The sequence below is a fragment of the Pseudomonas azotoformans genome, from assembly GCF_001579805.1.
In the GTDB taxonomy this organism is placed as follows: Bacteria; Pseudomonadota; Gammaproteobacteria; order Pseudomonadales; family Pseudomonadaceae; genus Aquipseudomonas; species Aquipseudomonas azotoformans_A.
In genome coordinates, this window is the sequence record NZ_CP014546.1 from 6,634,243 (window position 1) to 6,660,956 (window position 26,714).

The 26,714-nt window shown below is 60.9% G+C and carries 17 protein-coding genes, 1 pseudogene and 1 riboswitch; of the genes and pseudogenes, 2 read left to right on the forward strand and 16 right to left on the reverse strand.

Translation table 11 applies throughout. The features are described 5' to 3' along the window. Positions 1-64: 64 nt before the first annotated feature. Complete coding sequence (gene alaS, locus AYR47_RS30540; RefSeq protein WP_033901296.1) at positions 65-2,683, reverse strand: alanine--tRNA ligase; 2,619 nt, start codon at positions 2,681-2,683, stop codon at positions 65-67. 146 nt (positions 2,684-2,829) lie between these two features. Continuing rightward, positions 2,830-3,834 carry a low-specificity L-threonine aldolase gene (gene ltaE / locus AYR47_RS30545; RefSeq protein WP_061449301.1) on the reverse strand — a complete coding sequence of 335 codons (1,005 nt, stop codon included), beginning with the start codon at positions 3,832-3,834 and terminating at the stop codon, positions 2,830-2,832. Between the two features lie 191 nt (positions 3,835-4,025). Beyond that, positions 4,026-4,195: riboswitch (FMN riboswitch) on the forward strand. An 88-nt stretch (positions 4,196-4,283) separates the two neighbouring features. Here ltaE and AYR47_RS30550 point away from each other — a divergent pair. Continuing rightward, positions 4,284-4,793: a 6,7-dimethyl-8-ribityllumazine synthase gene (locus tag AYR47_RS30550; protein WP_016979790.1), complete on the forward strand. Its 510-nt coding sequence runs from the start codon at positions 4,284-4,286 to the stop codon at positions 4,791-4,793. A 42-nt stretch (positions 4,794-4,835) separates the two neighbouring features. Here the strand turns inward: AYR47_RS30550 and astE are convergent, their stop codons facing one another. The 7 genes and pseudogenes from astE to AYR47_RS30585 all read right to left on the reverse strand — a co-directional run bounded on the left by astE (position 4,836) and on the right by AYR47_RS30585 (position 12,468). Then, positions 4,836-5,840 (reverse strand): succinylglutamate desuccinylase, encoded by a 1,005-nt coding sequence (astE, locus tag AYR47_RS30555; protein ID WP_033901298.1) that lies wholly within the window; start codon positions 5,838-5,840, stop codon positions 4,836-4,838. 11 nt (positions 5,841-5,851) lie between these two features. After that, complete coding sequence (locus AYR47_RS30560) at positions 5,852-6,142, reverse strand: hypothetical protein (protein WP_003214319.1); 291 nt, start codon at positions 6,140-6,142, stop codon at positions 5,852-5,854. Positions 6,143-6,166: 24 nt separating this feature from the next. Continuing rightward, complete coding sequence (astB, locus tag AYR47_RS30565) at positions 6,167-7,513, reverse strand: N-succinylarginine dihydrolase (RefSeq protein ID WP_061449302.1); 1,347 nt, start codon at positions 7,511-7,513, stop codon at positions 6,167-6,169. Between the two features lie 47 nt (positions 7,514-7,560). After that, on the reverse strand, positions 7,561-9,030 hold the full coding sequence (astD, locus tag AYR47_RS30570) for a succinylglutamate-semialdehyde dehydrogenase (RefSeq protein ID WP_167351287.1): 1,470 nt from the start codon (positions 9,028-9,030) through the stop codon (positions 7,561-7,563). Then, positions 9,027-10,053 (reverse strand): annotated as a pseudogene (gene astA, locus AYR47_RS30575) (arginine N-succinyltransferase). Before astA ends, astD begins: the two are co-directional and overlap by 4 nt. A 51-nt stretch (positions 10,054-10,104) precedes the next feature. After that, on the reverse strand, positions 10,105-11,124 hold the full coding sequence (gene aruF / locus AYR47_RS30580) for an arginine/ornithine succinyltransferase subunit alpha (protein ID WP_003175655.1): 1,020 nt from the start codon (positions 11,122-11,124) through the stop codon (positions 10,105-10,107). Positions 11,125-11,247: 123 nt separating this feature from the next. Beyond that, positions 11,248-12,468 carry an aspartate aminotransferase family protein gene (locus tag AYR47_RS30585; protein WP_061449304.1) on the reverse strand — a complete coding sequence of 407 codons (1,221 nt, stop codon included), beginning with the start codon at positions 12,466-12,468 and terminating at the stop codon, positions 11,248-11,250. A gap of 245 nt (positions 12,469-12,713) precedes the next feature. Between AYR47_RS30585 and AYR47_RS30590 the strand changes: the two genes are divergently transcribed. Continuing rightward, positions 12,714-18,608: a dermonecrotic toxin domain-containing protein gene (locus AYR47_RS30590; RefSeq protein ID WP_061449305.1), complete on the forward strand. Its 5,895-nt coding sequence runs from the start codon at positions 12,714-12,716 to the stop codon at positions 18,606-18,608. Between the two features lie 3 nt (positions 18,609-18,611). Here AYR47_RS30590 and argR read toward each other — a convergent pair whose 3' ends face one another. The 7 genes from argR to acs form a co-directional block, all read right to left on the reverse strand. Further along, the gene (gene argR / locus AYR47_RS30595; protein WP_033901304.1) at positions 18,612-19,592 is read right to left on the reverse strand and encodes a transcriptional regulator ArgR; all 981 of its coding nucleotides are present in this window, start codon (positions 19,590-19,592) and stop codon (positions 18,612-18,614) included. A 116-nt stretch (positions 19,593-19,708) separates the two neighbouring features. Continuing rightward, positions 19,709-20,473, reverse strand: a complete 765-nt coding sequence (locus AYR47_RS30600) for an ABC transporter ATP-binding protein (protein ID WP_005790637.1) — start codon at positions 20,471-20,473, stop codon at positions 19,709-19,711. Positions 20,474-20,500: 27 nt separating this feature from the next. Further along, on the reverse strand, positions 20,501-21,613 hold the full coding sequence (locus AYR47_RS30605; RefSeq protein ID WP_033901305.1) for a succinylglutamate desuccinylase/aspartoacylase family protein: 1,113 nt from the start codon (positions 21,611-21,613) through the stop codon (positions 20,501-20,503). A 1-nt stretch (position 21,614) separates the two neighbouring features. Continuing rightward, a complete protein-coding gene (locus AYR47_RS30610) occupies positions 21,615-22,313 on the reverse strand; it encodes an ABC transporter permease (RefSeq protein ID WP_061449306.1) in 699 nt (232 codons plus the stop codon). After that, complete coding sequence (locus AYR47_RS30615) at positions 22,310-22,999, reverse strand: ABC transporter permease (protein WP_010208305.1); 690 nt, start codon at positions 22,997-22,999, stop codon at positions 22,310-22,312. The genes AYR47_RS30610 and AYR47_RS30615 overlap by 4 nt, the downstream gene beginning before the upstream one ends. Before the next feature lie 91 nt (positions 23,000-23,090). Next, positions 23,091-23,876, reverse strand: a complete 786-nt coding sequence (locus tag AYR47_RS30620; protein WP_033901307.1) for an ABC transporter substrate-binding protein — start codon at positions 23,874-23,876, stop codon at positions 23,091-23,093. A gap of 561 nt (positions 23,877-24,437) precedes the next feature. Continuing rightward, entirely contained in the window at positions 24,438-26,393 is a 1,956-nt protein-coding gene (acs, locus tag AYR47_RS30625) for an acetate--CoA ligase (RefSeq protein WP_033902234.1), read from the reverse strand. Positions 26,394-26,714: the final 321 nt, after the last annotated feature.

A 26,714-nucleotide genomic window follows, 5' to 3' on the forward strand; every position in this document is an offset into this window, starting at 1 on the left:
CTAATATCCAATCAACCAGCACCGAACAGGCCCGTGACTAGACCACGGGCCGGTTAACAGCGCCTTAAATACCTGCCTCGACAAACGGCACGGTCAGGGCCAGGGCTGCGTCCAGGCTGCCGGCGTCTACACCACCGCCTTGCGCCATGTCCGGACGACCACCGCCCTTCCCGCCCACTGCCGCGGCGGCTTGCTTCATCAAATCACCGGCCTTGAGTTGGCCAGTCAGGTCCTTGGTTACACCGGCAACCAGAACGACCTTATCCTCATGGACACCGCCGAGCAGGATCACTGCGCGGCCGAGCTTGTTCTTCAACTGATCGACCAAGGCCAACAGCGCCTTGCCGTCCTGACCGTCCAGGCGTGCAGCCAAAACCTTCACATCCTTGACGTCCACCGCCGAAGCCGACAGATCGTCGCCCGCCGCACTGGCTGCCTTGGCTTGCAACTGCTCCAGCTGTTTCTCCAGGGCGCGGTTACGCTCCAGCACAGCGGACAGTTTGTCGATCAGGTTGTCGCGGCTGCCCTTGACCAGGCTGGCCGCTTCCTTGAGTTGTTCTTCTGCCGCATTCAGGTAGGCCAGGGCCGCAGCGCCGGTGACCGCCTCGATACGACGCACACCGGACGCCACGCCACCTTCGCTGATGATCTTCAGCAGGGCGATGTCGCCGGTACGGTTGGCGTGGATACCGCCGCACAGTTCTACCGAGAAGTCGCCGCCCATGCTCAGTACGCGCACGCTGTCGCCGTACTTCTCGCCGAACAGCGCCATGGCGCCCTTGGCTTTTGCAGTCTCGATATCGGTTTCTTCGGTTTCTACTGCTGTGTTCTTGCGAATCTCGGCGTTGACGATGTCTTCCAGGGCCTTGATCTGCTCCGGCTTGATCGCTTCAAAGTGGCTGAAGTCGAAGCGCAGGCGCTGGCTGTCGACCAACGAACCCTTTTGTTGCACGTGATCGCCCAGTACCTGACGCAGCGCAGCGTGCAGCAAGTGCGTGGCCGAGTGGTTCAGCGAGGTGGCGTGACGCACATCGGCGTCCACCTGTGCATCCACCGGCGAACCGACGGTGAGGCTGCCCGAAGCCAGCACACCGTGGTGCAGGAATGCGCCGCCGGTCTTGGTGGTGTCGCGCACGTCAAAACGACCGGACGCGGCTTTCAGGAAACCACAGTCGCCAATCTGGCCACCGGATTCGGCGTAGAACGGCGTCTGGTCCAGGACCACCACACCGTCGTCACCTTCATTCAATACGTCAACCGACTGGCCTTCTTTATAGAGGGCAACCACTTTGGCCGAACCGCTGGTGGCCTTGTAGCCGGTGAACTCGGTGGCCACGTCAACCTTGACCAGGCTGTTGTAGTCCATGCCGAACGAGCTGGCCGAACGAGCACGCACACGCTGGGCTTCCATCTCACGCTCGAAACCTGCCTCGTCGAGGGTCAGGTTGCGCTCACGGGCGATGTCGCCGGTCAGGTCCATCGGGAAACCGTAGGTGTCGTAGAGCTTGAACACCACATCGCCCGGCACCACGGTGCCTTGCAGGTTGGCAAGGTCCTGCTCGAGGATCTTCAGGCCCTGTTCCAGGGTCTTGGCGAACTGCTCTTCTTCGGCCTTCAGTACGCGCTCGATGTGCGCCTGGTTCTGCTTGAGCTCCGGGAAGGCTTCGCCCATCTCGGCCACCAGGGCCGCGACGATCTGGTAGAAGAAGCTGCCATTGGCGCCCAGCTTGTTACCGTGGCGGCAAGCACGACGGATGATGCGACGCAGCACATAGCCACGGCCTTCATTGGACGGCAACACGCCGTCGGCAATCAGGAAGCCGCAGGAACGGATGTGGTCAGCGACGACTTTCAGCGAAGCCTGGTCTTCATTGGCGCAACCAATGGCCTTGGCTGCCGCGGCCAGCAGGCTTTGGAACAGGTCGATCTCGTAGTTGGAATGCACATGCTGCATCACCGCACTGATCCGCTCCAAGCCCATGCCGGTGTCTACCGACGGCGCTGGCAACGGATGCAACACACCATCGGCGGTGCGGTTGAACTGCATGAACACGTTGTTCCAGATCTCGATGTAACGGTCGCCGTCTTCCTCTGGCGAGCCCGGTGGGCCACCCCAGATGTCAGCGCCGTGGTCGTAGAAGATCTCGGTGCACGGGCCACACGGGCCGGTATCGCCCATGGTCCAGAAGTTGTCGGAGGCGTACGGGGCGCCTTTGTTGTCGCCGATGCGCACCATGCGCTCGGCCGGCACGCCGACTTCCTTGGTCCAGATGTCGTAGGCCTCGTCATCGCTGGCGTAGACGGTGACCCAGAGTTTTTCCTTCGGCAGCTTCAGCACGCCGGTGAGGAAGGTCCAGGCGAAGTTGATCGCGTCTTGCTTGAAATAATCGCCAAAGCTGAAGTTGCCGAGCATTTCGAAAAAGGTGTGGTGACGGGCGGTGTAGCCGACGTTTTCCAGGTCGTTGTGCTTGCCACCGGCGCGGACGCATTTCTGGCTGCTGACGGCGCGGGTGTACGCGCGCTTTTCCTGGCCCAGGAAGCAGTCCTTGAACTGGTTCATCCCCGCGTTGGTGAACAGCAGGGTTGGGTCATTGCCTGGGATCAAGGAGCTGGAGGAGACACGGGTGTGACCTTGCTCTTCGAAGAAGCGAAGGAAGGCTTCACGGATTTCTGCGCTTTTCATTAGGTTCTTCCACGGAGGCTGCGGCCAAAGGCCAGTGCGCAACATCATCAGACGGAGCGACGGCAAAGGGCCGCATTATATCGGCCCTTTGCCGGTGGTACAGCGTGTTTATACGATTGAAACGTTCAATTAGACGGTCTGCACTGTCATTTCCGCGAAAATTCGACGAATGTCTGCGCGACCTGCTCGATCTGCGCCCGGCTGACATCCAAATGCGTGACCATGCGCAGGCGCGGGGCGGCGCTCAAGGTGATCCCGCGTTCGGCGGCAAACGCCTTCAAGGCCTGGACCTGGTCACCGATCTGCACGTAGACCATGTTGGTCTGCACCGGCTCCACCTCATAACCGGCCTGGCGCAACGCATCGCCCAGCCATTGGGCGTTGGCGTGGTCGTCGGCCAGGCGCTGAACCTGGTGATCCAGGGCATACAACCCTGCTGCCGCCAACGAGCCGGCCTGGCGCATGCCGCCGCCGACCATCTTGCGCAGACGCCGGGCCTTGGCGATCAACGCCGTGGAGCCGCACAACACCGAGCCAATCGGCGCGCCAAGGCCTTTGGACAGGCACACCGACACCGAATCGAAATACTGGGCAATCTCGCGCGCATCCACGCCGAGCTTGACCGCTGCGTTGTAGAGCCGCGCGCCATCCAGATGCAGGGCCAGGTCATGCTCACGGGTGAACGCCCGTGCCTTTGCCAGGTAATCCAGCGGCAATACCTTGCCTTGCATGGTGTTTTCCAGCGCCAGCAAGCGGGTGCGGGCGAAGTGGAAGTCGTCGGGCTTGATCGCCGCCAGTACCTGGTCCAGGTCCAGTGAGCCATCGGCCTGCACGTCCAGGGGTTGCGGCTGGATCGAACCGAGCACCGCCGCGCCACCGCCTTCGTATTTGTAGGTATGGGCCTGCTGGCCGACGATGTATTCCTCGCCGCGCTCACAGTGGGCCATCAACGCCAGCAAGTTGCTCATGGTGCCGGTCGGGACGAACAGCGCAGCGGCAAAGCCCAGGCGCTTGGCCAGCTCGGCTTCGAGGTGATTGACGCTGGGGTCTTCGCCATACACGTCATCGCCGCTGACGGCAGCAGCCATCGCGTCCCGCATGCCGGGGGTGGGTTGGGTCACGGTGTCGCTGCGCAGGTCGATCACAGACATGAAACAAGCCTCTGAAGGGTTGAGTAAGTTCCTTTTGAGTGTGATTACTGCGGGCAATGCCACGGAATATCAAGCCCCCATTGCATTCAATCGAATACCAACCAAACAAACCGATATAGGATATCGATACGGCAATCGTGCAGTTTTCGAAAAAGCGTGTTAAAAACTCTCCGCCGCCAGGGTTCTGGCGGCAACGTTCTCAGGGCGGGGTGCAATTCCCCACCGGCGGTAATTACACGCAATGTGTATAGCCCGCGAGCGCTTGGCGCCTCGAACTGCTCCGGCAGGACGGCGACAAGGTCAGCAGACCCGGTGTGATCCCGGGGCCGACGGTCATAGTCCGGATGAAGAGAGAACGGGATTGGCACCTAAGGGCCGCTCGTCTTGCGTACCCTTAAATCCCATTCGATTCATAACGCCCTGTTTTTTTCTTAAACAGGAGTCAGAACATGCAACCCACCGCAATCGACAGCAAAAGCAAAAACCACCACGGCGAGCGCGTCGCATTTATCCAGGCCTGCTGGCACAAGGATATTGTCGACCAATCGCGCAAAGGCTTCCTCGCCGAAATGATCGCCCAGGGCTACCAGGAATCGGACATCGATTTCTTCGAAGTCGGCGGCGCCTTTGAAATGCCCCTGCACGCCAAGCTGCTGGCCAAGACCGGCCGTTACGCCGGCATCGTTGCCGCCGCGCTGGTGGTGGACGGTGGCATCTACCGCCACGAGTTCGTGGCCCAATCGGTGGTCAGCGGCCTGATGCAGGTTCAGCTGGAAACCGAAGTGCCGGTGTTCTCGGTGTCGCTGACACCGCATCACTTCCATGCGGGCAGCGAGCACCACGCGTTCTTCCACGATCACTTTGTGCACAAGGGCCAGGAAGCCGCGCGCACCTGCGCCGACACCCTGCACAAGGTGCGTGCGATCCGTCGCAGCGAGCCACGGGCTGTAGCCGTCTAAGAGACACAAAAAACCCGGTGTAAAAACCGGGTTTTTTCTTTTTCAGGCCAGGCCAGCGTCCGTGGTCGGCACAATCAGTATCCCCGCTCGCAAACCATTCTTCACCTTCGGGTTCGGGAAGATGATGCGCGCACCCTCCTCCTCAATCACCCAACGGGTCTTGGCCACGTCCTCAGCCAGCAAATAGCCCTGCGCCAACGGCGAGAAGTTCTCCACATCCGCCGGCAGGTGCATCAGGAACGAATCGCTGTGCTTGATGACTTCACGGGACACGGCAAACAGTTGCAAGCCATCCAGGCTTTCGGTTTGCGGCTCGGTGCCTTCGATGATCTGCTTCAGGCGGGTTTCCAGGCGGGACACGTCCACGCCCTGGTTCTGCCCGAACGGCCTTGCCTTACCCAGTTCGAGGGTGAAGGCTTCGGCCTCTAGCTGCTCGTAGGTAAACGCGGTGAAGGTGATCGAGGTCTTGTTCTGCAACAGCACCGCTTCCATGCCGGCAGCGCGCAGGCGGGCCAGTTCATGGCGCGAATGCTGACGGCCTTCCTTCCACGGATACAACGCGAACTGCTCGATCTTCGAACCACGAATGGCCGTGTGCAGGTCGTAATGCAGGCGTGAACGACCAGGCTGGCTGAAGAAGCTGCGAGCCAGTTGCTCAAGCTCAGCGGCACGCATCGCTTCGGGGCCGATGTTTTTTTCGTGGCGCCCGTTGAACAGCCGGTTGACGTCCAGTTCGAGGTAGCGCTCGCCGCGACGCATGGCCTCGGGGTTGCCGAACAGGAACAGAATACGGGTACGGGGCTTGATCTCCCCGCGGGCAATACCATGCAACAGGCGGTCGAGCAGTTCGATCGGCGCGGTTTCGTTGCCATGGATGCCGGACGACAGCAACAGGTCGCCGCCATTGTCCTTCGCTTCAGGTGGGCGCACTTCAAGCGCGCCCTCGCTGAGCCAGCGCATCTGCACGCCGTCGACAGTCAGTTGAATTTTTTGCGCCGGTTCGCGACCGGCGAGGGTCAGTTCAAGCAGTTTGCCGAGGGCGAGCATACGCAGCTTCCTTAGTGGTTGCAGCCTGGGCCGTGGACGTGATCGTCGTCATCACCTTCAACGTCGGCCGGTTCCATTTCCAGTTGCAGGCTCATCAGGTTGGTGGCCAGTGGGCGCATCAGCAGGTTGGCGTACTCGGCGTCACCTTCTTCCACGTCCACACCGATCAGCAGTTGGCCACGGCCGTCGTGCTGGATCCAGATCTCCTTGCCCTGCCAGACCACGGCGACGCGGGTGCAGGAAGTTTCCAGCTGGGTGCCGTCGGTGTCTTCAAGAATCAGTTTCAGGGTGTCGGTGGTCATAAATAGCTCTCAGCCATGCGGCGTTTAATTGATCTGGAAAGGATAAACAGCGCCCAGTTTAAGGATTTGCGTCAGTTCATCCAGTGCCGTCCGGCATTCAAGCAACAACTGCGGGTCAGCCAGGTCGGTTTCGCGCAGGCTGTCGCGGTAGTGCTTGCCTACCCACTGGGTCAGTGTTTCGTACAACGGCGCGGTCATGATAACGCCTGGATTCACCGCCGCCAGTTCCGTTTCGTTCAATGCCACACGTAAACGCAGGCACGCCGGGCCGCCGCCGTTCTGCATGCTTTGCTTGAGGTCGAACACCTTCACTTCGCGGATCAGGCCACCGGCAGCGGTCAGTCCTTGCAGGTACTGCCAGACGCGCTCATTAGCACGGCACTCTTCCGGCACGATCAGCAGCATCGAGCCGTCAGCGCGACTCAACAATTGGCTGTTGAACAGGTAGGAACGTACCGCGTCTTCGACACTGACCTGGGCGCGGGGCACGCAGACGGACTGGAAGTTGCCGCCCAACTTGCCCAATTTGCCTTGCAGTTCGGCGAGCATCTGCTCGGTATTGAGAAATGCGTCCTCGTGATAGAACAGTACTTCGCCGTTGCCGACCGCGATCACGTCGTTGTGGAACACGCCGGCATCGATTACCGCTGGGTTCTGCTGGGCGTAGACCACGCCATCATCCTTCAAGCCGTGCAGGCGTGCGACCGCCTGAGAGGCTTCAAGGGTCTGGCGCGCCGGATATTTCTGCGGCGCCGGGTAACGGGGGTCGAACGCGCTGCGACCAAACACAAAAAATTCGACACCCGCTTCGCCATAGTCACGGCAGAAGCGCGTGTGGTTGGCCGCGCCTTCATCACCGAACTGCGCCACCGCCGGCAACGCGGCGTGGTGGGCGAAGTGCTTCTGATCGGCAAACATCGCGCCCAGCACGCGGCTGGTGGTCGGGTGCTCGATGCTGCGGTGGTATTTGCAGTTGAGGTTGGCGGCGGTGAAATGCACGCGGCCGTCAAAGGTGTCGGCGCTTGGGCTGACGGTGGCGGCGTTGGCCACCCACATGCTCGACGCCGAGCAACTCGCGACCAGCAACGGCATCGCATCCTTGGCCGCTTGCTGGATCACTTGGGCGTCGGTGCCGCTGAAACCCAGCCTGCGCAAGGCGGCCACATCAGGACGTTCCTGAGGTGCCAACACACCTTGCACAAAACCCATGTCCATCAGGGCTTTCATCTTCTGCAGGCCCTGCAACGCCGCTTCCTTGGGGTTGGAATGCTGCTGGCTGTTGCTTTGGGACGCGACGTTGCCGAAGGACAAACCGCCGTAGTTATGGGTCGGCCCCACTAGACCGTCAAAATTGACTTCATAGGATTTCATCGGCGAGGCTCCACGAACATCTGTATTTTTATAGGCATCAATAGCAATCAGGGCAATCGCACGCCGGGTGTCAGCGCGGCTGGCAACACCAGGCTCGGGGTCTCAAGCGAGGCCACCGGGTACGCGCAATAATCCGCTGCGTAATAGGCACTGGCGCGATGGTTGCCCGACGCCCCTACTCCACCAAACGGCGCGGTACTGGCGGCGCCGGTCAGTTGTTTGTTCCAGTTGACGATGCCCGCGCGGCTTTCCAGCCAGAACTGCTGGTAGCGTGCCTCGGAGTCCGACAACAAACCGGCGGCCAAGCCGTACTGGGTGTTGTTGGCCTCGGCAATCGCCGCTTCGAAATCAGCGTAGCGGATCACCTGCAACAGCGGGCCGAACAGTTCTTCGTCTTCGCGCTCGCTCACGCCAGTCACGTCGATGATGCCGGGGGTCAGCAAGGCGGCCTGGTCCTGGGGCTGAGTCATTTCCAGCAGCGCCACGGCGCCATTGGCGAGCATCAGTTCCTGGGCGTCCATCAAGGCTTTGGCCGCCGCGAGGGAGATCACCGAGCCCATGAACGGCGCGGGTTGCTGGTCGAACGCACCCACTTCAATCGTCGAGCTGACCGCCGCCAGGCGCGCCAGCAACGCATCACCCCACGCGCCTTCCGGCACCAACAGGCGACGCGCACAGGTGCAACGCTGGCCGGCCGAGATAAACGCCGACTGAATAATGGTGTACACCGCCGCATCCACGTCGGCCACTTCATCCACCACCAGCGGGTTATTGCCGCCCATTTCCAGGGCGAGGATCTTGTCCGGGCGCCCAGAGAATTGCTGATGCAGGTGATTGCCGGTGCGGCTGGAGCCAGTGAAGAACAACCCGTCGATACCGGGGTTGGCCGCCAGCGCGATACCGGTTTCCCGCGCGCCTTGCAGCAGGTTCAACACACCCGCCGGCAACCCGGCTTCGATCCAGCATTGCACGGTCAACTCGGCAACCTTGGGGGTCAGCTCGCTCGGCTTGAACAGCACGGTGTTACCCGCCAGCAACGCTGGGACGATATGCCCGTTCGGCAAGTGACCAGGAAAGTTGTACGGGCCAAACACCGCCACCACGCCGTGCGGCTTGTGGCGCAGCACGGCGGTGGCGTCGCCCAGGGGGCCGCTCTTCTCGCCGGTACGCTCGCGGTAGCTTTGCACCGAGATCGCGATCTTGTTGGCCATGCTGGTGACTTCGGTGGCCGATTCCCACAGCGGCTTGCCGGTTTCCTCACCGATGCAACGGGCGATTTCGTCGGCGCGGCTTTTCAGGGTGGCGGCGAAGGTTTCCAGAATAGCGATGCGTTCTTCCAGCGGGCGCTTGGCCCAGGCCGGAAACGCCTGGCGTGCAGCCTGCACGGCCGACTCAACCTGCTCGGCGGTGGCGCCATTGCCGGCCCACAGCACCTGCTGAGTCACCGGGTTGCGCGATTCAAACAGTTCACCCTGGCCAGCCAGCCAGCTACCTGCGATATACAGCGAATTCATTATTTCGACTCCCGAGCAGCGGACAACGGAACGGCACGCACTTGATCACCCACCACCAGTTGCAGGCGCTTGGCGGTCTGTGGATCGACTACCAGCGTGCCTGCCGCCAGACGAGCCGGGGCGGCGGTGATGCGGCATTCTTCGCGCTTGCGGTTATGGATCAGGAACGGCGTAGCATCGTCCCCCGGCGTGCCGATCGCCAACACCAGCGACTGGCTATCGCGTACGGCACGGATCTTGGTGGTTTCACATTCCACCGCAGGTCCCGCGTCGAAGATGTCGACATAGCCCTGGTAGCTGAAGCCTTCGCTCTTGAGCATGCTCAGCGCCGGCTCGGTGTCCGGATGGACCTTGCCGATCACATTGCGCGCATCCTCGGACAGGAAGCAGCTGTACAGCGGAAACTTCGGCATCAGTTCGGCGATAAACGCCTTGTTGCCCACGCCCGTGAGGTAGTCGGCCCTGGCTGAATTCCATCTTGAAGAAGTGCCGGCCCAGGCTTTCCCAGAACGGCGAACGCCCCGCTTCGTTGGATACACCGCGCATCTCGGCAATGATCTTGTTGCCAAACAGTTGCGGGAACTCCGCGATAAACAACATGCGCGCCTTGGCCAGCATGCGACCGTTGAGGCCGGTGCGGTAATCGGCGTGCAGGAACAACGAGCACAGCTCGGAGTTGCCGGTGAGGTCGTTGGCCAGGAACAGCGTCGGGATCTCGCGGTAGATATTCAGTTCCTGGGAGGCGCTGACCGTCAGGCCGACCCGGAAGTTGTACCAGGGCTCACGCAGGCCAACGGCGCCAGCAATGGCGGAAATCCCCACCACGCGGCCTTCGTCGTTTTCCAGCACGAACAGGTAGTCGGCATCGCCGCGCCCGGCGTCGCCACGAAAGGTTTTCTCGGCCCAGCCCACACGGTGGGTCAGGCGCTCTTCGTTGGCCGGCAAGGTGGTGAGGCCGGTGCCGGTGCTGCGCGCCAGATCAATCAGGGCCGGTAAATCGCTGCTGCGTACGGGACGAACGATCATGCTATCTCCTCGAACGGGCCGCTGTTGTCAGCCACCCGCGAAACTCTCTTTTTAAACCGCTACCAGGCGCACACTCGCGCCTTCGCCAACACCCAGGGCTTCGGCCGCTGCGAGGTCCAACGTCACCGGTTTACCCGGCGCGTAGTCCAGTTCCAGCATCACCGCGCGGTAATCCTGCAACTGCGCGTTGCTCACCAGGTACTGGCGACCGACACCCTTGACCATCTCACCGATCTTCACCGGTACCACGCGGCTCTGGGCAATCGAACGAATGCCCGACACCCGTGCATGCAGCGTCGGGCCACCGTCGAAGATGTCGATGTAATGGTCAGTCTCGAAGCCTTCGCGCATGAGGATGTCGAAGGTGATCTGCGCACGCGGGTGCACCTGGCCCATGGCTTCCTGGGCTTCGTCCGGCAGCAGCGGTACGTAGATCGGGTAGTGCGGCATCAGCTCGGCGAGGAAGGTACGGCTTTTCAGCCCGCACAGGCGCTCGGCGGCGGCATAGTTGAGGTCGAAGAAGTTGCGACCGATGGCGTCCCAGAACGGTGAGTCACCGTTCTCATCGCTGTAGCCGACGATCTCGGTCACCACCGAGTCGGCAAAGCGCTCGGGGTGGCTGGCCACGAACAGCAGGCGGCCACGGGAATTGAGTTCCGACCACGGCGAACCGACCAGCTCAGGCACCACGTAAAAGCTGGTGAGCAGGCTGTTGCCGGTGAGGTCGTGGCACTGGGAGAGCACGTGGATCTTGTTGTGGATCTTCAGCTCGCGAGAGGCGTGCACGAAGGTCTCGTTACGGAAGCTGTAGAAGGGTTCCGAGTAGCCGGCGGAGGCGACGATGGCCGAGCAACCGGCGAGCTTGCCGGTCTCGGTGTCTTCGAGCACGAAGAAATAACTCTCTTCGCCGTTGAAACTGACCTCGGCCGCGAAGGACGCTTCGCTGGCGGCGATCTTGTCGCTGAGGCGTTCCACATCGTCCGGCAAGGAGGTGACACCAATCGGGCTGTCCGCAGCCAGACGCTGTACCTCGCCCAGATCAGCCATTTGCGCGGGGCGCATCACCAGCATGGTGTCACTCCTTAACTCGAAAAACAGGCAGGCCTGGAGCCTGCACAGAGGAAAAAATGCCGGGCGGGCCCGGCACACACACAATTCGGTTCACCACCCGGCGTGCCAGGTGGTGAAGGGTCATCAGCCTTGCGTCAGCACTTTCACAGCACGCTCAAAACGGTCCAGGCCTTCCTTGATATCCGCCTCTTCCACCACCAAACTCGGCGCGAAACGCACCACATCCGGGCCGGCTTGCAGGATCATCAGGTTTTCTTTCTCGGCGGCATTGAACACGTCCTTGGCCTTGCCCTTGAACGCATCGCTCAGCACGCAACCAATCAGCAGGCCCATGCCGCGCACTTCGGTGAAGATGCCGTATTGCTTGCCGATCTGTTCCAGGCGCGCCTTGAATTGATCGTGCTTGGCGTTCACGCCGGCCAGCACTTCAGGGGTGTTGATCACGTCGATCACCGCCTCGGCCACCGCACACGCCAGCGGGTTGCCGCCGTAGGTGGTGCCGTGGGTGCCGACCACCAAGTGCTTGGCCAGCGCCTCGGTGGTGAGCATCGCTGCGATCGGGAAACCGCCGCCCAGGCTCTTGGCGCTGGTGAGGATGTCCGGGGTCACGCCGTAATGCTGGTAAGCGAACAGGTGGCCGCTGCGGCCCATGCCGGTCTGCACTTCGTCGAACACCAGCAGCGCGTTGTTCGCGTCGCACAGCTCGCGGGCGCCTTGCAGGTAAGCCAGCTCGGCCGGCAGTACGCCGCCTTCGCCTTGGATCGGCTCCAGTACAACGGCGCAGGTCTTGTCCGACACGGCGGCTTTCAGCGCGGCCAGGTCGTTATAAGGAACGTGGGTGATGCCGGTGATTTTAGGACCGAAACCATCGGAGTACTTGGACTGGCCACCGACGTTGACGGTGAACAGGGTACGGCCATGGAAGCTGTTCAGCGCGGCGATGATCTCGTATTTCTCGGTACCGAAACGGTCGAATGCAACGCGACGAGCCAGCTTGAACGCGGCCTCGTTGGCCTCGGCGCCGGAGTTGCAGAAGAACACGCGCTCGGCAAAGGTGGCGTCGATCAGCTTGTGGGCCAGGCGCAGGGCCGGCTCATTGGTGAAGACGTTGGAGACGTGCCACAGCTTGTTGGCCTGTTCGGTCAGTGCACCGACCAGCGCCGGGTGGGCATGGCCCAGTACGTTGACCGCGATGCCGCCGGCAAAGTCGATCAGCTCGCGACCCGCCTGGTCCCAAACGCGCGAACCTTCGCCACGCACAGGAATGAATGCGGCCGGTGCGTAGTTAGGCACCATGACCTGGTCGAAATCGGCACGTTGCACCGGGGCTTGCTCAACGGACATCGGAGTCTCCTGAAGAGGAACGCCTGCCTGGAACTGGCGGGCGATGCAGGGATTGTAAGGACAGTTTTCAGCGCGGCCTTGCCGCCAAGCGACAACTTCTTATAGCGCCAAACCGCGATTTTGGCGGGTTTACGCCAATGCGACAAATAGCGTCGCAATGGCGCAGTTTAAACTAACTATCTAGAGCCAGCCGGGTGAAACACGCTGATCTACTGACGGGCTTTACCGACGATCAGAGATCCAGCATGAGTAAGCCCCCGGCAAAACACGCCACCCAACACCCCGACAGCCATTATCAGCTACTCAAGGATGCCTTCCCCACCTGGTTGGGCGCCGCACCGCGCGCCAGGCAACAGGCCTTGTCCCGGGCCAAACCGCAGCCGCACGCAACGAGCCCGGAGTTAAAGCGCCTGAATGGCGCCCACTGGAATGCGCAAAATGCCGTGGATGACGCGCTCAAAAACCTACAAGGCCCACGTGCGTATGCCCGCGCAGTACTTGAAGAGGCGCTGCAGGCCCGCTATGGCTTGGGCCTCAACAGCGAAACGGTTTACCTGCGCCTCTATATTCCCCAACACGTACCGTGGTTTTCGATCCCCACCGGCGCCGCGCGTACCTGGACCGTGTCACTGCTGGACGCGGCCTTGCACAACTTCGAACACAGCGAAACCGTCGAGGGCGCCTTCGAGGCCGACTCGACCTACATCACTGCGCCCAACGCCAGCGGCCAATTCGACACATTACCCGCGATCCGGCAAACAATCAGCGTGATAGCCTTCACGGGCCTGTGCCGCGAACTGGATATCGGCGCACGCTACCAAGCCTACCTGCGCACGCAACTGGGCCTCGACGAACCGGTCAGCGCCGCCGTGATACGCAGCAAGGTGGACACCAGCCAGAAAGCCGCCCTGCGCGCCGCCCTGCAACTGGCGCGTCTGCGCGGTGACATCCAGGACGATTACGCACGACAAGTCGAAAGCCTGCTGCAAGGCCGCAGCGACCTGATGCTCGACAACCAGGCCCTGCGCTGCCACGACCTGCAGATGATGGGCGCGCCATTGACCGGCCTCCTGCTGCTGGCTCCCGACCTGGAAACCACGCCCACGGTGCCACGCCTGGTCGCGTACATACCGGACGACCCACAGCATCCACTCAAGGAATACCCCTCGTCGCGGGCGTTCAAGCAGGAACTCACCCGCCAACTGCGCGACCCCGACTACCAGACGTTTTTCAGCCGCTTCGTCAGCCATGAATACCGTGGGGCCTTTTTTGCCAACCTGAGCCAGCGCCTGGCACGGATCAAATGGCATCCCGCCGAGCCCGGCAGCAGCTTGGCACCCTGGCGCATAGAGCCCACCGACGACCCCAAGCTGCAATTTGTCGCCAAGCCGATCCAGGGCGATGTGTGGCTGCACCTGTATCAACAAAAACTCAACCAGATCCTCAACGATGCGCGCACCCAGGCAGTCTCCACGGCCACGGTCGACCGTAACGCGCGCTGGGCGTTGTGGGATTCAATTGTAAATGTGGCTTCGACGATCCTTAACGCCGCACTCCTGATCGTCGCGCCATTTGTTCCAGGGCTGGGGGAGTTGATGCTGGGCTATATGGCCTGGCAAATACTCGACGATGAATTCGAAGGCATTATTGACTGGGCTGAAGGCTTGCCCCAAGAAGCGTTCGGCCACCTGATGAGCGTGCTGCAAACGTGGGTGCAAGTGGGGACGTTCGCGGCCGGCAGTGTTATTGGCATCGCTGAGTTACGCAAAGTGTTGCCTACGCCAGTCGTGGAATTCTTCGACCGCTTCAAACCAGTCACCCTTGCCAATGGCGCCCAGCGCTACTGGAAACCCGACCTCACGCCTTATCAACAGCACCTCACGCTGCCGCCGCGCCTGGGCGTCAACTCCGTGGGCCTGCACAGCGTGCGCGGCGAATCGCTACTGCCATTGGAAGGCAAGCTATACGCCGTACAACAACTGGCGGATGGCGAAAGCTATGGGATCAAGCACCCGACGCGTCCCGACGCCTATACCCCGCGCCTGCAACATAACGGCGCCGGCGCGTGGCACAGTGAGCTGGACACACCGCTGCATTGGGACCGCCCGACCTTGCTCCGTCGCCTGGGCCACGGCGTCAGCGAGTTGAGCGAAGCCGACCGACACCTGGCGCTGGACATCAGCGGCATCCACGAAAACAACCTGCGCAAGATGCACGTACGCGGCGCCCCCGTGCCACCGCTATTGGACGATACGCTCGAGAGATTGCGCATCGACCGCAGCCTGCAAACCTTGATCGACCGGCTCGACAGCGACGACCCGGCACAGCACGCACAGGTCGACCCGCAAGACATGCTCCAGTTACTCACCACCTACGGCGATTGGCCCAAGACCCGCGCCCTGCGCATTCTGGACGCCGAAAGCAACACGGCCTGGGAATTTGGTGACAGTCACCTGCCGGTGGTGCAGATTCCCGAAACGCAACTGGCCAATGGCGAACTGCTCAAGACCGTCCTGCAAGCCCTGAGCCCGGAGGAAATCCGTGCGCAGTTCGGCGAACGTGCCGCCGACCCGCAATTGAGCCTGGACAACCGCGTCAAGCAGTTGCGTAAAAAACTCGCGCGCCAGGCAGAGGCCCATCGCACCGAACTGTTCGATTCGCGCTACGCCCAACTGCAAGCGACGGCGGACGCACCGGTGCAACAAATCCAACAGAACGCCCCGCAACTGCCGCCCCGCGTCGCCACCTACTTACTGGACCAAGCCAGCGCACAAGAGCTGACAGAACTGACCGCCCAACGCACGCCGCCGCGCCTGGCAGACCTGGCTCGTAGCGTCGTGAACGAGTTGCGTATCAACCGAGCCTACGAGGGCCAATACCTGACGGCGATGCCGAATCTCGACAGCGAACGGCTGGCGCTGAATGCCTTGCGAATCCAACCGGGTTGGTCGGCCAACCTGCGTATTGAAGCCAGGCACCTGAGCGCCCATGGGGCGGTATGGTTGACCATCGGCGCCGAGGATGCCCCACTGCTACGCACCCTGGTACGCACCGCCGAGGGTCGTTATATACCCCTCGACGAAAAAGGGCCGTTGTCAGGTGAAACAGACCTGTACACCGCGATTCTGAACGCCATTCCCGACGCCCAACGAGACGCGCTGGGCTTTGGCGTCAACCAGGGCTCTGCCCTGCAAGAACGCCTGCGACAACGCACGCTGCCACGTGAGGAACTGCGCCAAGTGCTGGACGACACCGCGATAGCGCCACCCACCCGACAGACTCTGACGGCGCTGGGAAGCGACGTTGGCTACCCAGCCCAACCGGCACAGGCTGCCCCGTCGTTGACGCTGGAGGCACGGGCGAGGGCCATGTATCCGGGGCTCAACCGCCTGCAAATCCAGGACTTGCTCAACCACCTGAACGCCCAACCCGATGGCGCCGCCAATGGCATCGCGGCACTGGCCGAAGAATACCGGCAGCTGGAGAGTGACTTGCGAACCTGGAGGCGACAACTACCCACCCACCACCCCGAAACCCATGCAGAGTTATCCGAACACGAGCTGCGCAGCGAGCGCCAGAACCGACGCATGATTGCCAGACAACTGCGACGCTGTTGGCGCCATGAACTGGAAATCGACGATTACTTCGAAGACCCGGCCACAGATGGCTACAGCCTGCACCTGAATTACCCCATCCTCGGAGCCTTGCCGGACCTGACGGCAAATTTTGACCACGTGTCGCTGTTGACACTGAGCGGGAATGCTCGAACGCCCGGAGCGCTTGCGTTCCTGCAACGCTTCAGGCAACTGCGCCACCTGAACGTCAACGGCATCCATCTCGACACTGCGCCGGATTTCATTTTCAACCTGCCGCGCTTGAACGCCCTGAGCCTGAGTGGATGCAATATCAGACTGACGCCCGACAGCCAGGCACGAATCGCCTCGCTGCATCGCCTGCAGTCCCTGGTGCTGCACAACAACCCCTTGGGGCTGGCGCCCAGCGTAGAAGCCATGCGAGGCCTTATTCACCTCGACTTATCGCACACCGGGATCGAGCAGTTGCCGGCCGGCGTTCTCACTCGGCCCGAACTACAGGGAGCACTGCTAAACGACAACCGAATCCACGAACTGCCGCTCGAGTTTTTTGCGCTGCCGCCGAGCAAAGGCGACGGCCTCTACCTCAGCAACAACCCGCTGTCGCGGGCGACGGTTGAACACGTCAAGGCCTACTACCAACGCCACGGCATCACGTTCGGTGCCGACGCATTCCACACTGATCTGCGCGATGCACACCTACTGTACCCAAGCCTGGGCAAGATCGAACTGAACCGACTGCTCTACAAGTTGCCGGGCACACTTGAAGCCGGCCAGACCGAATTGGCGCGCAGGGCTGCGGAGCTGCAAACATTGCGGGCAGAGCTCACCCGTTGGGAACAGGCGCCCGACCTCAGCCCGTCAGAATTCGAAAGACGAGGCAAACTGCGCCAACTACTGGAGAGCAGTTGGCGCCAAGAAGTAACCCCTGGGAGCACAGATCGATTTTCACTGAGCATCAACCGTGAGCTGGCCGGCGAGCTGCCCACCCTGCAGGCTTCATTTGCGCACCTTAACGGGCTGATAATTCGGGGCCAGAACGTGGCAATCACTGTCGATGACTTCCTTGGCAGCTTCCCCAACCTGCAAGCCATCAGCCTGTATCAAACGAGGCTGGGGGACGTCCCGCCAAGGATCTTCTCGCTACCCAGACTTGAACTGCTGGACCTGGAACACTGTGGCATCCGCTTGTCACCCAGCAGCCGCACGGGCCTGGAGCGTCTGTCGTCCCTCAGGCACTTGAACCTGAGCAACAACGCTCTGGGCGAGCCACTGGACGTCAGCCTACTGGCAAACCTGACCACCTTGAACCTGCGCAACACAGGGCTGAACGCGGTGCCCGCCAGCCTGCTGGTGGAGAAAACGCGCCTGCACATCAACCTCAGCGCAAACGCCATCGAACAACTGCCCCCCGAACTGTTCACGCTGCCAAACCATGTCGCCCAAACGTTTGACCTGTCTGCCAACCCACTGTCGCGACAGACCCTTGAAGCGGTCAAACGCCACTGCCAGCGCACGGATGTGTTTTTCAACATCCAGACGCCCACCGCACAACGCGAAAGAGCGCGACGGCTGTACCCGAGAATCAGGGCAAAAGAAGAGGAGCAGGTGGAAGAGTTGAACCGCCTGATTTTCGGACTGCCCGGCAACCTTGATGAGATAGACACCAGGCTGGAGACACTTGAAGCCGATTATCAGCAACTGGTCGCCGACCTGCAGCGCTGGGTGGACGATATCCCAGCGCAACATCCCTTGGTGGGCGGCCCCCTGGAGGACTTCCTGCGCGTCGACGAAGAACTCAACCGTCGCCGCGTCAAGCGCCGGCTCGAAGCCGCCTGGCGCCGCGAAAGCCCGACGGACGAAGACAACCTGGATGAGCGCACCACCTACGCCGTCAGACTTAACGCCCCGATCATCGGCACGCTGCCGGAACTGAGACCACGCTTCGATCACGTGACATCTTTTGACCTCAATGGCGCACTCACCCTCACCGAACTGGATGGCACCCTCAACGCCTTCCCTGCCCTGCAAACCCTGATCGTGAGCAATTGCACCCTCGGCAAATTGCCATCCGCGATCTTTAACATGCCCAACCTGTCGAGCCTGGATATTTCTGATTGTGAAATAGCCCTGACCCCCGCCGCCGCACGCTCCATCAGTGACCTGCACACCCTCGATTACTTGAACTTGCGCAACAACCCCCTGGGCCATGCACCAGACGTCAGCAACCTGCAACAGTTGAGCTCACTGCATTTGCCCAACACCCAGATCCGCGAACTACCTGCCGGGGTATTCCTGTTGGACGAATTGCGTACCCTGGACCTGAGCGACAACCGTATAACCGAGATATCCACAGACCTCCAGGACATGCATCAGACACTCGACGACGACTGCGACTTCACAGGCAACCCCTGGTCGCAGGAGAGCCTCAGGCGGCTGCGCGAGTATTACCTGCAGACCGGAAACAATTTCCAGATCCCGGAAGTCAGGCTCAACGGCGCCGGCACACCACTGGATCCGCTGCCGGATGAACCTATGGAGGAGTAACGGTCAACCCCGTTCGGACGGCACCGACGACAATTCGAACGGGCTGCTGCTGCGGCGCTGGTTGCGGTCTTCACGAGGGGTGGCGCCAAAGAAATTGCGGTAGGCGCTGGAGAAGTGCGGCCCCGAGGAGAAGCCGCACGACAGGCCGATCTGGATGATCGACTTGCTGGTTTGCATGAGCATCTGGCGGGCCTTGTTCAGGCGCAATTCCAGGTAGTACTGGCTGGGGACGCGGTTGAGGTATTGCTTGAAGATCCGTTCCAGTTGTCGTCGCGACACACAGACGTGCTGGGCGATTTCGTCGGTGGTCAGTGGCTCTTCGATATTCGCTTCCATCAGCAACACAGCCTGGGTCAGCTTGGGGTGGCTGGAGCCCAGGCGGTTTTGCAACGGAATGCGCTGGCGCTCGCCGCCTTCACGGATGCGCTCCACCACCAGTTCTTCGGACACCGCACCGGCCAGTTCGGCGCCATGATCACGGGCCAGTACTGCCAGCAGCAGGTCGAGTACCGACATGCCACCACAAGCGGTGAGGCGATCGCGGTCCCAGTCGAACAGATGGCTGGTGGCGATCACCTTGGGGAAACGCTCGGCGAAATCGTCCTGCCAGCGCCAGTGCACGGCGGCGCGGTAGCCGTCCAGCAGGCCGAGTTGGGCCAGTGGGTAGACGCCGGCCGACAAACCGCCGATCACGCAACCGGCGCGAACCAGTTGTTTAAGGGCAGTGCTGAGTTGGGAGGCGATAACGGTCGGCGGCTCGTCCGCCAACAGGAAGAGTTTCTGGAAGCCTTCCAGCTTGCCGGCCCACGGCTCGCCCGGCAGTTGCCAGGCGCCTTCGGTCGCAGGTTCGGCCTGCAGGAACGACAGCTCGTAGACCACGTCCGGATGCACCCGCTGGGCAACGCGCAAGGCCTCCTCAGCCAGCGCAAGCGTGAGTGCTTTTGTGCTGGGCCAAATCAGGAAACCAATACGATGGGCGGTCATGGAGGGCTATCCGAAGCGAGTAACAGTGTTAAGGCCAAAAGTGGCAACCACCAACATAGTGCATGTTGCGCAAAGCGCGAAGCATGCCCTATATCAGTGCACAACGGCAGTCTTGATTATTTCAAGCTACCGGAAAGAAACTGCTGCAAACGCTCGGACTGCGGGTTCACCAGCACTTCACGCGGGTTGCCGCGCTCTTCGACGATGCCTTTGTGCAGGAACACCAGCTGGTTCGACACTTCACGGGCAAAGCCCATTTCGTGGGTCACTACCACCATGGTACGGCCTTCCTGGGCCAGGTCCTGCATCACCTTGAGCACTTCGCCAACCAATTCCGGGTCGAGGGCCGAGGTGGGTTCGTCGAACAGCATCACCTCAGGCTCCATCGCCAGGGCGCGAGCGATGGCTACGCGCTGCTGCTCGCCGCCGGACATATGACCGGGGAACGCATCTTTGCGATGACCCACGCCGACTTTGGCCAAGTAATGCTCGGCCTTTTCACGGGCTTCTTTCTTCGACATGCCCAGCACGTGCACCGGGGCTTCCATCACGTTTTCAAGCGCGGTCATGTGCGACCACAGGTTGAAGTGCTGGAACACCATGGACAGGCGCGAACGCATGCGTTGCAGTTGTTTAGGGTCGGCGGCCTTCATGGCGCCGTCCTTGTTGGCGACCAGCTTCAGCTCTTCGTTGTTAAGCAGGATCTTGCCGGCGTGGGGCTGCTCCAGCAGGTTGATGCAGCGCAAAAAGGTACTTTTGCCCGAACCGCTGGAACCGATGATGCTGATCACATCACCGGCTGCGGCGGCCAGGGACACGCCTTTGAGCACTTCATGACTGCCATAGCGTTTATGCAGGTCTTGGACTTCAAGTTTGTACATGCGGTCGGTTCTCACAAAAACAGGTGGTCAGTCGTTGAGCAAGCGCCCGTGACGCAGCGCTTCGCGCCCCGCCACCTTGGCCAGCCAGAAACCCGCTTGGGCATAACGTAGCCGTTCAACGGCAAACAACACCCCCGAAGTACCTGCGCAAATAGTACTCACGCGGTCTTCCAGGGGGTCAATCACTTCAAAAATCGGCTCGCCTTTTTCGATCCATTCACCAGCTTTACGCAGGTAGCTGATCACCCCGGCGTGGGGCGCGAACAACAATTCGGTGCCCTCGAATGGCACGCCTTCGCAAGGTTCGAATTGCGGAGCAGGCCATTCGCCCTTGATCAGGCCCTGCTCAGCAAGGAACGCGAGAATACCTTCGGCGTGGAAAATCGCCTCGTCACGCCCGGTATCGGCCTGGCCGCCCAGCTCAAGCGTAGTCGCCAGGCAGGCCAACGGGATTTGCGCCTCAGGAAACATCTGGGACAGACGCAGCCATGGCAGCGAACAGGCCTCATCGAACGAACTGCCACCGGAGTCTTCCGCCAGCAGGCCGACCTTCACATTCAAATGCGCCGACAACGAACGCCACTGCGGCCAATGCTGAGGCAGTGCGTACATGTGCAGCGCGGCTTCGGCGTCGCAGTGCAGGTCGAGCACCACATCGGCGGTGCAGGCATGGCTCAGCAATAGGCGCTGCATGCCTTGCAGCTGGCTGCTTGGCTCGGGCAACGCATTGAGCGCGTCAGACATTGCTTGACGGATCATGCGCACATTGGCGTGAGGATCATCGCCCAGCTTGCCGTTGAGCAACTCGGCAACCGGCTCGCTCAACTCCACGAAGTCGCGATTGAAATTCTTGCCGCTGCCCACCTCGAAACGTCCCTGGTGACTGCCTTGCAGCAGTTGGCCCAAGCCCATCGGGTTGGCCACCGGCACCAACTCGATCACGCCGTTGAGCGCGCCTTGTTGTTCCAGTTCGGTGAGGCGCTTTTTCAGCTCCCACGCGGCGCGCATGCCGGGCAATTCATCAGCGTGCAGGCTGGCTTGGATATAGGCCTTGCGCTCGCCCTGGCCGAAGCGGAATACGCTCAGTTGGCGCGCGCAGCCCAGGTGCCCCCAAGGCAACCGATGATCGATACGTTCCATATCAGTGCTTCCGTGGAGCCAGGTAGCTCAGCCAGCGGCGCTCGGCCAACTTGAACAGGCGCACCAGGATGAAGGTCAGGCACAGGTAGAACACGCCAGCGGTGATGTAGGCTTCGAACGGCAGGTAGAACTGGGCGTTCACCGTGCGCGCGGCACCGGTGATGTCGATCAGGGTGACGATGGAGGCCAGGCTGGTGGTCTGCAGCATCATGATCACTTCGTTGCTGTACTGCGGCAGTGCGCGGCGCAGGGCCGAGGGCAGCAGGATGCGGCGGTACAGCTTGTAGCGCGACATGCCCATGGCCTTGGCCGCTTCGATCTCGCCATTGGGCGTGGCCTTGAGGCTACCGGCAATGATTTCGGCGGTGTAGGCGCTGGTGTTGATCGCAAACGCCAGGCACGCACAGAACGTGGCGCTGGACAGCAGCGGCCACAGAAAGCTTTCGCGCACCACTTCAAATTGGGCCAGGCCGTAGTAGATCAGGAACAGCTGCACCAACATCGGCGTGCCACGGATCACGTAGGTGTAAAGCCACGCCGCGCCATTGACGACCGGCTGCTTGGACACGCGCATCAAGCCCAAAGGCAAGGCGGCAAGCAGGCCGAAGAACAGCGAGATGGCGAGCAGTTTCAGGGTGGTCAGCAGGCCGCCAAGGTACAGCGGCATGGCCTCCCAAATGACGTTGTAGTCGAAGATCATAGATCAGCCGCCCTTACGCCTACCGAGTAGCGCTTCTCAAGATGACGCAAGGCCAGCAACGACACGCTGGTGATCACCAGGTACATCGCCGCCACCGCGAGGAAGAAGGTAAAAGGTTCGCGGGTGGCATCTGCCGCCTGCTTGGCCTTGAACATCATGTCTTGCAGGCCCACCACCGAAATCAGCGCAGTGGCCTTGGTGAGGACCAGCCAGTTGTTGGTGAAACCGGGGATCGCCAGACGGATCATCTGCGGCACCATCACCCGGAAAAACACCTGAAAACTGCTCATGCCATACGCAAGGCCGGCTTCGGCCTGGCCCTTGGGAATGGCCATGAAGGCGCCGCGGAAGGTTTCCGACAGGTAGGCGCCAAAGATGAAACCCAGGGTGCCGATACCGGCGGCCAAGGGGTTCAAGTCGATATAGTCGTCGTAGCCCAACATCGGCGCGACACGGTTGAGCAGGTCCTGACCGCCGTAGAAAATCAGCAAGATCAGCACCAGGTCGGGGATCCCGCGGATCACCGTGGAGTACAAGTCACCCAGCCAGGCCAACCAGCGCACCGGCGACAGGCGCAACGCGACCCCGATCAGACCCAGAACAATGGCCAAGGCCATGGACGACAAGGCGAGCTGAAGCGTCAACCATGCGCCATCGAGGATGACGGCCCCGTAGCCTTTCAACATGATTCAGGTCCTCGAAAAGGGGGATGAAAAAATGGCGCAAACCTCAGGAATTCTGTTGCTTGCGCCATTTCGGACAGACCGCTGCGACGATTTACTTGGCGTCAGCGCCGTAGATATCGAAGTCGAAGTACTTGTCCTGGATTTTCTTGTACTCACCGTTGGCACGGATCGCGGCAATGGCTGCGTTGATGCGGTCGAGGTTTTCCTTGTCGCCTTTGCGTACGGCGATGCCGATGCCGTCACCGAAGTACTTGGCGTCGGTGAACTGTGGGCCCACGAACGCGTAGCCTTTACCGGCTGGGGTCTTCAGGAAGCCGTCTTGCAGCAGGGTGGCGTCGGCTACGGTGCCGTCCAGGCGACCGGCTTCCACGTCCAGATAGATTTCGTTCTGCGAGCTGTAAGGCACAACCGTGGCGCCTTTAGGGGCCAGGACTTCCTTGGCGAAACGATCGTGGATGGAACCGCGTTGCACACCGATCTTCTTGCCCTTCAATTCATCCAGGCTGTCGCTGACGGTGGTGCCTTCCTTCATCACCAGTTGCGCTGGGCTCAGGTAGTAGCGGTTGGTGAAGTCCACGGACTTCTTGCGGTCTTCCGTGATGGACATGGACGACAGGATCGCGTCGATCTTGCGCACTTTCAGCGCAGGGATCAGACCGTCGAACTCTTGCTCGACCCAAGTGCACTTCACGTCCATCTGCTTGCACAGGGCGTTGCCGATGTCGTAGTCAAAACCGACGATGCTGCCATCGGGGGCTTTGGAGGCAAACGGAGGGTAAGCCGCTTCGATACCAATTTTCAGGGGCTTGCCTTCAGCGAAAGCCTGCATGGACAGCACGGACAGCGCCAGGGCGCCCAACAGCACGAGTTTCTTCATCTTGGGACTCCATCGGTATAGGGCAAAACAGCAGTATGAGCCATGGCCCACGATGCGACTTAAGGGAAACCGAATTGCGGTGCTGCGTCCTACACCAGCTACACACTGGAGACGACGAGCGAGTGATCGGCATTCTAACGACAGGCCGGAAGCCGATATTTCCTCAATGCGACAACAATTTACAGAAGCACCGAGAAAGCAGTTCCAGCTCATTGACAGCCTCTGTTTTTTATGCAGAGACAAAAGACATTAAACCTGTAGACGCTGCAAATTGCGGGCCTATTATTCGCAAACCCTTCTAGCACGGCAAGTCTGGCGTTTAATCTTATTTACCAGGGCGTCTAAAACGCGGTTTTTCGGGGCATGGGCGTAGCACTTTGCCTCATGTTTGGGCGGCGGGTTACACATTTGCGTTCGACGGTAACATTCAGAAATCTCCTACGAGAGAAACCGATATTTATTGACCTCCGATCAGATGTCGCTCGCCACAACAGCCTGCCCTGAACACAAAAAAGCCCCACCCGGCCTACGCCAAATGGGGCTTTTACTGACTATCGCGCCTTACGCGACGTTCATAGTCTTGTGCGTCTCAATCAAATGCGCGACCACACCTGGGTCCGCCAGAGTGGAGATATCGCCCAACCCGTCATACTCGGCCGTGGCAATCTTGCGCAGGATACGGCGCATGATTTTCCCCGACCGCGTCTTCGGCAAGCCCGGTGCCCACTGGATCACGTCCGGCGAAGCAATCGGCCCGATCTCCTTGCGCACCCAGTTTTTCAGCTCCAGGCGCAGGGCTTCGTTGGGTTCTTCGCCGTTCTTGAGGGTGACATACACATAGATGCCCTGGCCCTTGATGTCGTGGGGTACACCGACAACGGCAGCCTCGGCGACTTTCGGGTGGGCAACCATGGCGCTTTCGATTTCGGCGGTGCCCATGCGGTGGCCAGACACGTTCAACACGTCGTCCACGCGACCGGTGATCCAGTAGTAACCGTCTTCGTCACGACGCGCACCGTCACCGGTGAAGTACATGCCACGGAAGGTCTTGAAGTAGGTGTCAACGAAGCGGTCATGGTCGCCGTACAACGTACGTGCCTGGCCTGGCCACGAATCGAGGATTACCAAGTTGCCTTCGGCAGCGCCTTCGATCAGGTTGCCCAGGTTATCCACCAGCGCCGGCACCACGCCGAAGAACGGCCGTGCCGCCGAACCCGGCTTGAGCGCATGGGCGCCCGGCAGCGGGCTCATCATGTTGCCGCCAGTTTCGGTCTGCCACCAGGTGTCGACAATCGGGCAACGGGATTGGCCGACGTTCTTGTAGTACCAGTCCCACGCTTCCGGGTTGATCGGCTCACCCACCGAACCGAGCAGACGCAGGCTGCTGCCGTCTGCGCCTTCGCACGCAGCAGTGCCGGATGCCATCATGGCGCGGATTGCAGTCGGTGCGGTGTAGAGGATATTGACCTTGTGCTTGTCGACGATCTTCGCCACCCGCGTGATATCCGGGTAGTTCGGCACGCCTTCGAACAGCAGCGTGGTCGCGCCATTGGCCAGCGGGCCGTAGACAATATACGTGTGGCCGGTGACCCAGCCGACGTCGGCGGTGCACCAGTAGATTTCGCCTGGGCGGTAGTCGAACACGCGCTCATGGGTCAGGGACGCATACAGCAGGTAGCCGCCGGTGGTGTGCTGCACGCCCTTGGGCTTGCCGGTGGAACCCGAGGTGTAGAGGATGAACAGCGCTTCTTCGGCGCCCATCTCTTTTGGCGCACACACAGTGCCCGCCACTTTCATCAGGTCTTCGTACCAGATGTCGCGATGCTGGTTCCACTTGATGTTGCCATTGGTGCGCTTGCAGACGATGACCTTCTGGATGCTGCTGGTTTCCGGGTTGGTCAGGGCGTCGTCGACGTTGGCCTTCAGCGGAATCTTCTTACCGGCGCGGATGCCTTCGTCGGCGGTGATCACGACCTTCGACTTACAGTCGATGATGCGACCGGCCAGGGCCTCCGGCGAGAAACCGCCAAACACCACGGAGTGAATCGCGCCGATGCGGGTACACGCCAGCATGGCGACCACGGCTTCGGGGATCATCGGCATATAGATAGTCACCACGTCGCCGCGGTGCACATCCTGGCCGCGCAGGGCGTTGGCGAACTTGCAGACTTCCTCATGCAGCTCACGGTAGGTGATGGTGCGGCTCTCGGCAGGGTCATCGCCCTCCCAGATGATGGCGGCCTGGTCACCGCGCTCGGCGAGGTGACGGTCCAGGCAGTTGTAGGAAACGTTCAGGGTGCCATCGGCGAACCACTTGATGTCGACATGGTGATCGTCGAACGAGGTCTGCTTCACCGTGGTGAAAGGCTTGATCCAGTCAAGGCGCTTGGCTTGCTCGCGCCAGAAGCCATCGGGGTTGACCACCGACTGCTGGTACATGGCCTTGTAGGTCGCCTCGTCGGTCAGCGTGTTGGCTGCTACTTCGGGGCGAACGGGGTACAGGGAAGCCGCACTCATCTTTCTTACCTCGGTGACATAGTTGTTGTTGTATGGCCCTGTTGTAGCCGGGGCCGACCTATAGAACCATTCGACGATGGTAGTAACAAGCCCCTACAAATTGCCCTGATATCCCCTTGTGCACGTCTAGCCCGCGGGCTGCGGCGCTTCGCGGCTTTGTGAAAAAAGCTTTACCACGGGATTGTTACAAAAACCGCCAATAGTGTTTATCAAAAGTACGGGTATATGAATATAACCCGGGGGCCTAAAATCAACTCCGCCAACAAGGCACTGTGATTAACAACGCAACAGCCCCCACGAAGGCAACGTTAATCCGAACTT

Bases quoted from the DNA above. Each gene is read 5' to 3' on its own strand.
- alaS (WP_033901296.1), bottom strand. From the start codon at position 2,683: ATGAAAAGCGCAGAAATCCGTGAAGCCTTCCTTCGCTTCTTCGAAGAG.
- ltaE (WP_061449301.1), bottom strand. From the start codon at position 3,834: ATGTCTGTGATCGACCTGCGCAGCGACACCGTGACCCAACCCACCCCC.
- AYR47_RS30550 (WP_016979790.1), top strand. From the start codon at position 4,284: ATGCAACCCACCGCAATCGACAGCAAAAGCAAAAACCACCACGGCGAG.
- astE (WP_033901298.1), bottom strand. From the start codon at position 5,840: ATGCTCGCCCTCGGCAAACTGCTTGAACTGACCCTCGCCGGTCGCGAA.
- AYR47_RS30560 (WP_003214319.1), bottom strand. From the start codon at position 6,142: ATGACCACCGACACCCTGAAACTGATTCTTGAAGACACCGACGGCACC.
- astB (WP_061449302.1), bottom strand. From the start codon at position 7,513: ATGAAATCCTATGAAGTCAATTTTGACGGTCTAGTGGGGCCGACCCAT.
- aruF (WP_003175655.1), bottom strand. From the start codon at position 11,124: ATGCTGGTGATGCGCCCCGCGCAAATGGCTGATCTGGGCGAGGTACAG.
- AYR47_RS30585 (WP_061449304.1), bottom strand. From the start codon at position 12,468: ATGTCCGTTGAGCAAGCCCCGGTGCAACGTGCCGATTTCGACCAGGTC.
- AYR47_RS30590 (WP_061449305.1), top strand. From the start codon at position 12,714: ATGAGTAAGCCCCCGGCAAAACACGCCACCCAACACCCCGACAGCCAT.
- argR (WP_033901304.1), bottom strand. From the start codon at position 19,592: ATGACCGCCCATCGTATTGGTTTCCTGATTTGGCCCAGCACAAAAGCA.
- AYR47_RS30600 (WP_005790637.1), bottom strand. From the start codon at position 20,473: ATGTACAAACTTGAAGTCCAAGACCTGCATAAACGCTATGGCAGTCAT.
- AYR47_RS30605 (WP_033901305.1), bottom strand. From the start codon at position 21,613: ATGGAACGTATCGATCATCGGTTGCCTTGGGGGCACCTGGGCTGCGCG.
- AYR47_RS30610 (WP_061449306.1), bottom strand. From the start codon at position 22,313: ATGATCTTCGACTACAACGTCATTTGGGAGGCCATGCCGCTGTACCTT.
- AYR47_RS30615 (WP_010208305.1), bottom strand. From the start codon at position 22,999: ATGTTGAAAGGCTACGGGGCCGTCATCCTCGATGGCGCATGGTTGACG.
- AYR47_RS30620 (WP_033901307.1), bottom strand. From the start codon at position 23,876: ATGAAGAAACTCGTGCTGTTGGGCGCCCTGGCGCTGTCCGTGCTGTCC.
- acs (WP_033902234.1), bottom strand. From the start codon at position 26,393: ATGAGTGCGGCTTCCCTGTACCCCGTTCGCCCCGAAGTAGCAGCCAAC.